The organism is Kibdelosporangium banguiense (assembly GCF_017876405.1).
Lineage (GTDB): Bacteria > Actinomycetota > Actinomycetes > Mycobacteriales > Pseudonocardiaceae > Kibdelosporangium > Kibdelosporangium banguiense.
The window spans coordinates 5,450,263-5,462,519 of record NZ_JAGINW010000001.1 but is presented as its reverse complement, the minus strand read 5'-3'; the positions used below and the strand labels follow the sequence as shown (position 1 = coordinate 5,462,519).

Below are 12,257 nucleotides of genomic sequence, written 5' to 3'. Positions count from 1 at the left end.
CCAGGCTTGATCGGTCAAGCCCTTGACCGGACCGGTCCGGACGGCGAAACCTGGCCGATGGCCCGGTCGGGGGCACCGGGCGGCACTGGGGGTGTCGTTGTGGCACGGCATGGTTTTCTCTCGGCTTTTCTGAGTGTGGCGGTGATCTGGACCAGCACGGCTGTCCCTACGGCAGCCGCCGACGAGCCAGGCAATCGGCAGATTTACGTTACGAACATCCTGTCGGACAACATTTCGACGTTCGACATAGCGGCGGACGGCCGGCTGGTCCGGCGTGCCGAACTGGTCACCACGGACGCCGCACCAAGGTCCATTGTGGTCACTCCAGACGGAAGATTCGCTTACACGGCCAACGGCGTGAAACCGATGACGCCGGACGACTCCAACTCGATCAGCATGTTCCGGATAGCACCGGGCGGGCAGCTTGTCCCGTTGAGAGATCCTGTCAAAGCGAACAAGGATCCGGACGCGTTGGCGGTCGCGCCGAACGGAAGAACGCTGTACGTGGTCAACCGCGGGACGGATACGGTGCTGGCATTCAGGATCGGCGGCGACGGCCGGCTCACCCGGCTTGCCGAACCGATTGCGACCGGTGCCGAGTCCGCGCGGGGCATGGCGATGCCCCCCGACGGCCGGTTCCTGTTTGTCAGCCATGGTGATCCGCTGGGCACGGCACAGGACTGGCTGACACGGTTCGCTGTGTATGGCGACGGAACGTTGAAGCAGCTGGGCGACCGGATCCCGATCGGCACCGCGGGCGGCGCCATGGCCGTCACACCCGACGGGAGGTTCCTTTACGTGCCTTGTTCGGGTTCACAGGAGGTCTTCGGTTTCCGCATCGAGCCGGACGGCGAACTGACCCCGGTACCAGGATCACGGTTCGACGCACCCGACGTCCCGATCGCGGCCGTGGCCACCCCCGACGGACGCCACCTGTACGTGGCCGACGGCGGACTGATCGCCAGCACAAGCCAGCTGGTGTCGGCCTATCGCATCAAGGACAACGGCGCACTGGTGCGGCTCGGCGATTTCACCGCGGGCCGGGCACCGGTCGCACTCACGCCGACGCCGAACGGCGAGCATCTGTACGTGTCGAACATCAACTCATGGGATGTGGCCGGTTTCCGCATCGAAAAGGACGGGCAGCTCGAAACGGTCGAAGGTTCACCGTTCCCCACAGGCGGACGGCAACCCGCCTTCCAGTCCATTGTAGTCAAACCAAACCTCGGCCCAGTCGCGCAGTTCTCGGCATATCCGACCCCGGCAGGCCGGCCGGCGACCTTCGATGCCACCGGCTCACGGGACCCCGACGGCCGGATCGCCCGCTACGACTGGGACTTCGGCGACGGAACAGTACTTCAGAACGGCGGCGCCACACCGGCGCACGTCTACCAGCAGGCCGGGACTTACCACGTGCGCCTGACAGTCACCGACAACGAGAACTGCTCGGCCAAGCTCGTCTACACAGGGACATCTGTCCTCTGCGCCGGTTCAGCAGCCGCCATGCGGAATGAGACCATCGTCGTACCAAGGACTTCGGCATGATTGCACTGGCAGTGCTCGTAGCGTGCGGTCTCCTCGTCGCCCCCGTGAATCCTCCTGGCTCAGTGGGCCGACCCGTGTACGTCACCACTAGTGGGCGTAACTTCACCGGAACCGGACCACACAACGTCTCGGCCTACACCGTCGGCGGGGATGGTGCTCTCAATCCGCTCGGCGCCCCACTGCCGACTGGCGCGGGAGCGCGGGGAATCGTGTTCACCCCGAACGGAAAGCACGCCTACATTGTGGCGCTTGAGGAGAACGCGGTTTATCCCTACGCCGTGGCCAATGATGGCAGACTCGTACCCAACGGCCAGCCGGTGCAGACCCGTGGCGAATCGCCGATCGGCATCGCCATGGCCCCGGACGGGCGGACACTCTACGTCGCGAACCAGTTCTCCGACCCATTCGGAACCGTGACAGTTTTCCCAGTCTATCCGGACGGAACAATCGCCCGGCGCGGTGATCCAGTTCCCACAGGCGTTCCGGAGGCCAGAAACGTCGCGGTGAGCCCGGATGGCCGGTTTCTGTTCGTGAGCCACGGCACGCCGGGCGACGTGGACCCGGACGTGATCGTCACGTTCCCACTCCGTCCTGACGGGACACTGGGCAACGCCCGGCCACCGGTGCCGATCGGCGCGGCCGGCGGCGGAATCGGCATCACGCCGGACGGCAGATTCCTGTACATCGCATGCCTGGAAACCGATGACATACACGGATTCCAGATCGGGGCCGACGGCTCACTCACTCCGGTACCGGGTTCGCCCTTCCCAGCGCCAAGGACACCCGAAGGCATAGCAATGGCACCCGACGGAAGCCATCTCTACGTAGCCAGTGTCGCCAGCCGTCCGGTCCATACGCCGGAAGAAGACGGCATATGGACCTTCTCCATAAACAGCAAGGGAACACTGCAACGCGTCCAGTCCCGTGTGGAGGCCGGGACCGGCCCAGTGGGAATCACCACGACACCGGACGGAAAATGGCTGTACGCAGGCAACTTCTTCAGCGACAACGTATCAGGATTCGCCATCGACCCCGTGCCACGCGAGGTCACCGGTTCCCCGTTCCCGGCAAACGGAATCGGACCGGCCTTCGACTCAGTCACAGTCCTGCCCAACCAGGGACCGACAGCATCGTTCACCGCGGTCCCAGGACGACCAACCCGCTTCGACGCCACCGGATCCCAGGACCCAGACGGCCAGGTCACCCGCTACGACTGGGACTTCGGCGACGGCACCACACTCCGCGACGGCGGCCCCAAACCGGACCACGTCTACAGCCGACCCGGAACCTTCACTATCACCCTGGTGATCACCGACGACGAAGGCTGCTCAACACATCACGTGTTCACCGGCCGCACAGCACTTTGCAACGGCTCACCCGCCGCACGCACATCCAGATCCATCGTCGTCCCAGGGCCGACCCTTACACAACGATCATGACGGCACCACCGGTGTGGGGTTGCCCCATTCCCCGCGCCGCTCGACATCCCGTCCGGCCGCGGCCGCTCCGTTCAGCCAGGCCACGTGGGTTTGTGGCACCGCAACCGCCACCAGTTCAGCCTTGATTCCCGGACTTTCCGGCGGGTTGCCGGTCTTGGTACACAGCCAGATCGAGCTCGGCTCGTCCTTGATCGTGCACAGGCCCTGCGGGTAGTAGATTTTCCCTACGGTGACAAACGCGTAGACCTGCTGATTCGAATTCGGCAAGGCAATATGCACCGTGCCCGCGACAACCGGAGGCGGATTTGGCTGGACTGGCGCCGGAGTCGTGACCTCAGGTTGCGGCGTGGCAGCGGACTGCTGAACCTGCGCGGGCCCACCGGCCAGGTAGCCCAGCACGAAAACCAACGCCAGCACGGCGAGCAGCGCGACAGCGGCGATCATCGGTAGATGCCAGCGCTTGGAGCCGAACCGCAGGCGTCGCGCGACATGCCGGGGCTGGAGACCACTCACCGACCACCGTTTGTACGCGGCTTCGACGATCTGAGGCGTGTTGTGGCGTTTTCCGGCAACGCCCAGCATGATCGCGATCTGCTCGGACTGGCCGTCCTGAACGAGTCTCGCCGCGTGCCGCTGAGCCTCGTGCGACCGCAGATCCCGGCCGTCTGCCCCGTACATCACCTCCAGCAACTTGCTCATCAGCTGGTATCGGGCATCGACCTCCACGAACTCGACGATCCGGTCCAGAACCCTGACGTCGGCGGCCGCGCGCAGGCTCTCGCGGCCGCGGTCGTCCAGTTTGGCAAGCCGGAACAGGAAGCTGTGCAGATCCATCACGGTGGTCGCCGCCAGCAGGTCCTCGACCGCACGGGCACCGACGTCCTCCACCCTGTGCGTTTTCTGTGCCACTGTCCCACGAACTTGCTGGCTTGGAACGGATTCACGCAAACCCTTCCGGACGGCAGCGACCGGTTCGGGCTGCCGCGGGACAGCCACCTCCCGGGTTTGGTCCGAGTGCCAACTGCCGTTGAGATCAGCGTCGGCGACCACAGCTTCGGGCGTACCTTCGCACAGGGCCGCGATCAACTGATTGGCCAGACCGGTATAGCTGCTGACGCGCGATCCCCGGTCAAGATCGACGACATTGCGGCGGGCGCTCGTGTCCGGGCTCCGCATGGGCAGGAACACAATCTCCGGCAGGTTCGCGATGCTGTCCCCGTGGCGATCCTCGTAGGTGGAATACGACCAGCACCGCCGTATCCCGTTCTTCCGCAGGTGCGGATCTGCTGCGGCATGGAGGCATCGCACCAGTGCGAGCCGGTCTGCGTCAGGGCAACCGATTATGCTCAGCGGTTCGTCTGGGTGGTCCAGCAACCGGGCCAGCACAGTGACCACCATCGGCTCCAGCCGATCGACCTCTTCAGGCCGAAGCCCAGCCGGACCGGCCGCACCGACCAGCGACGACAGGGCGATCTGCTCCATCAGCCCTGTTTCCGGGACCTTCACCCGCCACTGTGGCCAGTTCTCCAGACGCAGGGCGAGCGAGACGTCAAGACCAGGCTTCCAGCCGATCAGTACGTGGGCGTTGCCGCGGCCAGGCGAGTGTCCAAGATGGACCCTTCGAACCACCGCACCGAGGTCCTCGCCGAACGTCAGGTACGACATGGCACTGTGGGGAACTCCTCCCCCGCCGTGCACCGGTTGCAGCCGCACATGATCCTGCAGCCGGACACGCCATTTCTGTTCGGTGAGCTCATCGAGTGAAGAAGCCAGAATCGTGTGTTTGTTCTGATCCGGAGACCACCCGAAGAACGCCTGGTGGACTACCTCGTCGGACCGAGGCTCGGTCATGGCGTTCCCACTTTCTCGGCTTGCAGGCCGGTGATCAGTCCACTCATCGCGAGAATCGAGACCAGCGGCTCGAGCACCCTGGTCGGGCGGAACCCACGTGGGAAATGCTTCTCCGAGTCCTCGTCGCCGGGGTCGACGGGGACCGCGTCTCCTCCACTGGCAGAGACGAAGTGCAGTGAGCACTTGGTGAACGCCTCGAACGGGCGCAGGGAAGCCCCGGCTCCGGCCCGGTGGAGGTAGGCGTAGACGTCCTTGCTCTCCGCGCGGATGCGGTCGGCGTCGACTCGCGTCTCGTCCCCCCGGTGCAGCCATCGATCCGCGGGCGGGACAAAGCGCAGTCTGTCCGATTTGGTCACGGCGATCACAGCGGGGATCTGGCGTCCTCGCAACCGTTCCACGGCCAGATCGAACGACTGGTTCTCACCGGCCGGCAGTTGCCCGGCCGCATCCCGGTCCTCCGACGCGTGGACGAAGATCACCGCAGTCGCCCCTACAAGGAACCTCGTGGCACGGTTGCGCGCGTTGGTGCTCTCCAGGTCCTCACCCGCGACATCGAAGAACGTCACCGGCCGGTCGCCCCCTGGCCCGCGCAGCAACAGGATGTCGGCCGCCTCGACCACACCAGTGCCTGTTCCCGCAAGCGTGCCGCCTTTCTCGAACGGCTTGATGAACTGGCGGAGGAAGTGGTTGTGCCTGAGGATGTCCAGCGCTGACACAGTCACCCCGTGTGCGGCCAGTCCACTCAGGTACGCCTGCCGGATCATCGCGGTCAACAGGTGAGTCTTGCCCGACGCGGGCGCGCCGACCAGACCGATCACCAACGGTGGGCCATAGTCGGCGTAGGTCGCAGGCAGATAGTGCAACGCGGTGTCGCCTGACGGGTTCGGACACTGCCGGTAGCCCTGGCGGGCCAGATCCGCTTGTTTCATCGGCGGCTGCCCGGAGATGTCGAACAGTTCGTAGCGGCTGCTCTCCTCGTCGTACAGGAAGATGTTCGGGTCACCGCTCGGCCAGACGAAGTCGTCGGCGCAGATCGGGCACCGCATATGGCGAACACCGTTGCCTGGAGTCACTTCGACACCACCAGCCCGATGACCGTCGTCGCCAGCACAACGGTCAACGCGAGGAACGAGCGCATCCATCTGCCTCGTCTGCGAGACGGTTTGCCCGGTGGCTCGGGCTCCTGCGACCCGAGTTTGCCTTGGCTGACGTGTTCGAACAGGTCATGCCCGGCGGCGAGCAAGCCATCCGGGTCATCGTGGGGCGGCGGCCGGTTGTCCACCCGCAGCTTGGCGAGCAGGTCGGCCGGATAGGGCCGCCGGTCGACCGGATTGTCGAAGACCGGGTCGAGCAGCGCGCGAAGCCGGTCCGGATCACGGCTGCGGTCGGGACTCGACCCATTCGACGGCACGCCCGGCTGCACGTGCCGGACGAGTATGGCGGCCGCCAGCATGTCGTCCCGGACGTCGACCTGATCCACTCCGGTGGGCTGCCCCAGCGACCGGCGACGTCGCAGTTCACCGACGCGCTCCGCGGACTCGAAATCGACGAGTTGCAACCGGCCGTCGTGCCATCGCACGGCGTCGATCGTCACCGCGCCATGCACAATGCCGGCAACACCGAGGTTCTGCATGGCACGAAACAGACCCTGCTCGAACGCCTTGCGCTGGCCGTCATCGAAATGGCGCACCTGATCGGCCGCCGGCGCGCCGACGTATTCCCGCAGCAACGCGAACGGCTGCTCCACGTCCACGTTGTACGCGACAAGGCCGGCGAGGTCCGGAGGGAACCTCTCACCGAAAACCTGTCCGAGCCGGCAGCCGGCACGTATCTCGTTCTCCAGCAAGTCATACCGTTGGGGATCCCGGCGGCCTGCCGTGCGAGAGACGAACTTGCGCACATAGTTCCGCCCGTTCACCCGCACCAGCCGCTGGTCGAGCACAGATCCTGGGGTACGGAACTCGTTGACGTCCTCGATCTCTATCTGCCGCAACACGCCCCACACATCCCGGCAGCTCACGAACTCGATCTGCCCGCTCATCTATTGCACACCACCCAACACCTGACGTACCGACTCCGGCCGCAACGGCACCAGCCGCAACGCGCCGACGTACTCACCACCGTCGCTCCACACGATCCCGAGGTCCGAGACGAGCTCGTTGCGCAGACCATCCTGTTCGAGGACGCGCCGCAGCTGGGCCGGGGCGAACCGGAGCAGGCCCGGCTCGGCGGTCCTGCTGAGATAGCCGAGCTGACTGCTGCGGCAAAGTTGTGTCATGTCTCCGTCCACATCCGTTCGCAACGCCGCCAGCGCCGCTGGGGACTGCGACCACACGAGGGCTGTCAGGTCGTCGCGCGGGCCGTGCGATCGGCTGAACCGGTTCGCCGCCAGCAACCCGTGCTGCCGGACCTCGACGCCGTACTCACCGAGCAGTCGATCCAATCGTCGTGCGTACACACCTTGCGCCGTACGCAAAGCGGCCTCCGCCGCGGGCCACGCCGGGTCCAGGGCGGTCCGGCACACGTCGAGCAGATCGCCGCGCACGACCGCATACAGCTCGTGGGGAACCGGCCGAGCCATCCGTGCCGCACCGGCAGTTGCCGCCGATGGCCGGGACGCGGCGAAGAGCCGATTCCCCGCTTCCTCAAGGGTCGCGGCGATCTCCTCCAGCCCTCCGGCGACCTCGGCGGCCGCAGCCGAGACGATCTGCCGGTGCCGCATCGGAAGCCATTCGCGCACGGCCGTCTCCTCTGCGAGCCGGGTCAGCTCGTCCACGGCCACGCGTATTTCGTTCACCCGCAGTCCGTCGCGCCAGGACTGAGTGGCTGACCGCCAGCTCACTGTTGCGGCCGTGACCGTGAGCAAGACCGCCACAACAGCCACCAGTTGCCCCACGGGCGGCGGCGCAGTGAACTGGCCCTCCAGGAGAAGCCCGGCAACAACCCCCACTGCTGTCCCGGACAACCCGGCCAGCCCATAGGTCAGCAGTGCAGGCACGACCGTCGCACCGAGCCCTGCCTCGTCTTCGGCATCAGGCCGGCGGCCCAGCAGCACCCAGCCCGACAGAAACCACAGGACGGCGAGCACTCCGCCGGACAACCAGCCAGGCGCGAGCAGGAAGGCTACCGCCGCGCAACTGAGAAAGATCAGTGGCAACAGCGCCGGACGCAGCGGCCATCTCGGAAACGCAGGCATGCCAAGGCTGAGCGGTCCCTTGGCGCGCACCTCGTCCAGCGCTGCTGTGCAACCCTGCGGAGCGGTGTTCGCGGCAACGTGCCGCAACTCCTGAGCCAAAGTGGACAGCGCGACGCCCTGATCCAGCAGAGTATCGACCTCGGCGCGCAAGTTCTCGGCGATCTCACCGCTGTCGGCCGTGCGGGGCTCCGGCGCACCGAGCTCGGTCACATCGGCCACGGACGGATGCCCGACCTGGAGATGACCGTCCATCCGGTTGAGCACCTCGGCTACCACGCGACGGTGGTTCTCCGCCGCCTGACCGGCCCAGCCCACCTGCTTGCCCAGCTGCCGGCCGGCACGGTTCGGGCCGAACAACGCTTTGGGCGTCGCCAGCTCGCGGGCCAGCTCGCGGACGTGGTCGATGCGCTGGACGGCCTCGGTCCCGGCCGCCTGCACCCGTCCGGACAACGTACTGCCTTCACCGGTCCTCGCGTAGGACTGCCGGATCAGCGTCTCCAGATCATGCGGACTCGACGTGCCACCGACGCACAGCGAACGCACTGCCGCGGCTCGGGCCTCAGCCAGTTCTGCCGGGTCGGCAGCACTGGAGACCAGCCGGATCCCAGGGTTGACCGCCGGGCCGGAGAGCTCATCCGCCGCGGCGACAACGTGGTCGAACAACTCCGAGACCTGCAGCGCGGCGATCATACTGTCCAATGTGTCCCCTGAATGCCCGGCGGGCCGTGGCGAGGAACTGTCGGGCGCCCAGTCGATCCCGTGGTGATCACCGACCCACAGGACGGTCGCGCGCCAGAGCGCGGGCGGCAGATCCAGCACCACGCCGTCGAGCGGGTTGCCGGTGTCGATCTCCCCGACGGCGACACAGACAACCGCTGTCACCATGCTCTCGCTGAGCAGAGACAGGTACGTCTCCGCATGCTCGACGAGGCAGCCGGCATGATCGACCACCAGGAGGCCGCCCACGAGGTCCGACGGCGGGTCGCCTGTCAGGTCGCGCAGGTCCACGACCGTGACCTTCGAGTCGCTCATCCGCGGAAGTCACCTCCCAGCCCGTGCGTGACGTCCACCTGCTCGCGTAGGTCGAGAAGGCTCTTCTTCGTGCTCCCGACGTGCTTGTCCAGCGCCGCGGGCAGGTCCTGCGACCAGAACTGCCGGAACACAGCCAGTTGCGAGTCCTGGCTCAGCACCCGGCTGCGTTCGGCTTCCTTGATCTTCAGCAGTTCCTGCTCGGCGAGGTCGGCGACGACGGTGAAGACCTCGGCGGGCGGGAGCGGCGACCGATCGGCCTGCGCGGGCATCGACGACATGAGCCGCGCGGCCATGCTGCGCCGGTTCGGGTCGTCGTTGGTGATCACCCATTGCTCGTAGGCCTGCAGCACACTGGCCCAGGAGGAAAGTGCGCCGATCGGGGCCAGCTCCAGTTTCATGGGTGTGGCGTCCTTGCTGCCGATGTGGACGCTGATGGACACCGGACTGGCCGGGTCTCCTGCCAGCGTGACTTTTCCGTCCCAGGCCGCGCACAACAGCCGGTGCAGGACCTCCTGGCGGTCGCGTTGGTTCATCAGGAGGTAGTCGCTGTCCTGGCTCAGCCGCCGCCGCCACGCCAAGGTGTCCTGCGGCTGTGGTTCACGCTGCGCCTCGGCCCAGAGTTTCACCACCCGGCGGAGTTCCGGAACCTCGGTGACACCCATCGAGCTGCGGTTGAGCACGACCACCATCGCGTCGGCCTGCACGGCCCGGAACTCCGGTTCACCGGCCATATCGATCGGCAGGGAGACCTCGCGGCGCAGGAACCGCTCGATGTCGTCGTTCTCCTGCGCCGCGGGGTAGGTGAACAGAGCCTGGAGCGGACCTTGACCGTCCGGGGCGAAACCCCCGGGCACGAGTTCGGCCAGCTTCTGGCGGAACCTGTTCAGGTCCCCGTCGGTGACGTTGTTGTCCCGCCGCGAAACGGCGTTGGCGAGCAGATCGTCCATGCGGGGCAGCAGTGCGGGGCGGCTGCGATCACCCGGGCGCACCCGCTCGGTCACCGCTTCCTTGATCCGCTGACGGATATCGGCGACCGCGGCTTCCGGGTCCTGCCTGCCGAGGGCGAACGCTGTCGCCCAGCCATCCTGACCCAGCAACAGGTTCAGAACGTGTCCCTCGGTGGCGTTGGGGCCCAGGTGCTGGGAGAAATCCTGCTTCAACCGAGCCAGCACGTTCTGATAGAAGCCTTCCAGCCCACGATCCTCGGGCGGCAGCAGGTAGGTCACCCCGACGCGGGATTTGTACAGGTCCCTGGACCGCTGGTCGAACTGCTGCGGGTCGTTGCGCGCATGGGTCACGAACTGGTCGTAGATGGCGCGGAACCCCTCGACGAAGGCCTGCCACGGCCGGACCCACAACCTGTGGCTGTCGTTCCACGCCGCGTTCCAGATCAGCCTCGTCTGCCAGGCGTACCACGAGTTCTGCGCCCTGATCACGACCTGGGCGGGCTCGTCTGCGATCCGCAGCCGTTGCAGGAACTTCTTGGGGAGGTTGGTGGGCAGCGGCGGGGCCGCTCCGGTCAGGCCTGGCGGACCGGCCGGAGCCGCGCGCCATCCTTCCAGCAGAGACCGGAAACCACCTTTGTCCAACGGATCCACCAGATCACGATGGCCGAAGATGGCCCGCTGCAACCGGAACAGGTCGACATGGTGCAACAGCGAGCCGGCCGCGGACGCCGGATCGAAGTCCTGCGCCAGGGTCGCGATCGGACTGGCAAGTGCCTCCCGCGCACGCTCTATGTTGGCAGCCATGGCATTCGCCCGCTCGGTGAGGGCGGCGACCACCGGTCCGTAGCCCACTGGGGTGCCCTCCGGCGGGATCCGTGCGGGCGCCGCCTCCAACAGCTGGTCCAGCCCTGCCGCCGTGATGAACTGCCGGATGAACTGTTTGTTCGTCTCGGCGGCGCCGGGCGGGACGAGCAACTCGTCGACGGCATTGGCAAGCAGGTGGGAACTGACGACATCGGTCAGTTCGAGCAGTGGTGTGGTCAGCGCTGCCACCGCGCTCGTGGTCACCCCGCGACGGCCCACACCGGTGTCCGCGGTCGTATGCCGGTCCACCTTGCTGTTGATGAACCCGTCCGCGAACGACTGGTACGGACGGCTCGGGGCGTCCTCGTCATCATCCTGGTCGGTGGGCCCGGCACCGATCAGGGATGTCATCAGAGAGACCATGGACCTGTTGAGATCGTCCCGGCGGACCCCGCCGACCGGACGGCCGAACAGGAATGCCGTCTGAACCGTGTTCGGCAACAGTTGCACCTGCCCCAGTTGCGGATACCGGACCGACACCGCACCGTGGGCACCCCTGGCGTCAAGCTCGTCCGGCGAGCCCTGGGCGTTCTGGTCGTCGATCAGCCGGAACAAGTCCACCAGCGCGGAACCGGCGTTGAGATCGGCCGGACGGCCACCGCCCTGACCGGAGTCGAACGCCGACGGCATGAGCACCAGCGGGTAGATCTCGGCCTGCTTCCCACCCCGCTGCATCAGATCGCCGATCAGATGCAGGTAGTCGTAGAAGATCCCGCTGCCGGTGCCGCCGGCCACCGAGAAGACGACGAACACGATCACCGTGTCGACCCGCTGGGTTCGCTTGCCGCTCACCACATACAGGTCGCCCGCGGACTCGTTGATGTCGGCGAGCGCGTTCTCGATCCCGAGCCTGGCGGTATCCGGATTACGCCTGATCGTCTCGAAGAGCACGCCCCTTCCGACTGTGGGCAGCTGACCCGCGCCACGGATCAGCGGACCGATCCGTGGGTCGCTTTCCTTGGCCGGCAGCCAGTGGATGGTCTCCTCGTCGATGTTGATCCGCAGGCTCTGGGCGACCTCGGCGGAGTTGCCGAGCCGGGCCGGCACCAGATCGGTGATCTGGTGCATCGTCTTGTAGGCCGCCTCCTCGTGTTCCCGCCCCGGCACGACCTCACGGCGGACCCGCTGCAACTCGGTGGTGCTGAGATCGGCGTAGACGAACTGCAGACAGGACGGAAGCTGGTAGGGCCGGAAGTTCGGATCCTGGATATCGGTGAGCAGGCGGGTGCCGTCGGGACCGCACAGCTCCTCCCGCAGCCGCTTCTCCAACTCGGTCCCGACCTTGCAGCCTGTCCCGCCGAGCCCGACGAACAGCATCGGTTGATAGATCCTCATTACGGCATCGTCCTTACGGGCATCTGTGGCTGGCGCCGACGGGCGGGC

The 12,257-nt window shown here is 66.5% G+C and carries 7 protein-coding genes; 2 read left to right on the top strand and 5 right to left on the bottom strand.

The genetic code is table 11. From position 1 onward, the window contains the following. Positions 1–141 precede the first annotated feature (141 nt). Both JOF56_RS25840 and JOF56_RS25835 read left to right on the top strand, forming a co-directional pair. On the top strand, positions 142–1,545 hold the full coding sequence (locus JOF56_RS25840; protein ID WP_209642094.1) for a beta-propeller fold lactonase family protein: 1,404 nt from the start codon (positions 142–144) through the stop codon (positions 1,543–1,545). Between the two features lie 62 nt (positions 1,546–1,607). Next, positions 1,608–2,984, top strand: coding sequence for a beta-propeller fold lactonase family protein (locus JOF56_RS25835; RefSeq protein ID WP_209642093.1), 1,377 nt, complete (start codon positions 1,608–1,610; stop codon positions 2,982–2,984). Here JOF56_RS25835 and JOF56_RS25830 read toward each other — a convergent pair. Genes JOF56_RS25830 through JOF56_RS25810 form a run of 5 tightly spaced genes read right to left on the bottom strand, consistent with a single transcriptional unit; the run spans position 2,979 to position 12,209 of the window. Beyond that, a complete protein-coding gene (locus JOF56_RS25830) occupies positions 2,979–4,835 on the bottom strand; it encodes a hypothetical protein (protein WP_209642092.1) in 1,857 nt (618 codons plus the stop codon). The genes JOF56_RS25835 and JOF56_RS25830 overlap by 6 nt on opposite strands. Beyond that, entirely contained in the window at positions 4,832–5,908 is a 1,077-nt protein-coding gene (locus JOF56_RS25825) for a P-loop NTPase family protein (protein ID WP_209642091.1), read from the bottom strand. The genes JOF56_RS25830 and JOF56_RS25825 overlap by 4 nt, the downstream gene beginning before the upstream one ends. Then, positions 5,905–6,876, bottom strand: coding sequence for a BUD32 family EKC/KEOPS complex subunit (locus JOF56_RS25820; RefSeq protein ID WP_209642090.1), 972 nt, complete (start codon positions 6,874–6,876; stop codon positions 5,905–5,907). Before JOF56_RS25820 ends, JOF56_RS25825 begins: the two co-directional genes overlap by 4 nt. Continuing rightward, positions 6,877–9,063 carry a hypothetical protein gene (locus JOF56_RS25815; protein ID WP_209642089.1) on the bottom strand — a complete coding sequence of 729 codons (2,187 nt, stop codon included), beginning with the start codon at positions 9,061–9,063 and terminating at the stop codon, positions 6,877–6,879. Further along, a complete protein-coding gene (locus JOF56_RS25810) occupies positions 9,060–12,209 on the bottom strand; it encodes a tubulin-like doman-containing protein (protein WP_209642088.1) in 3,150 nt (1,049 codons plus the stop codon). The genes JOF56_RS25815 and JOF56_RS25810 overlap by 4 nt, the downstream gene beginning before the upstream one ends. Between the last annotated feature and the right edge of the window lie 48 nt (positions 12,210–12,257).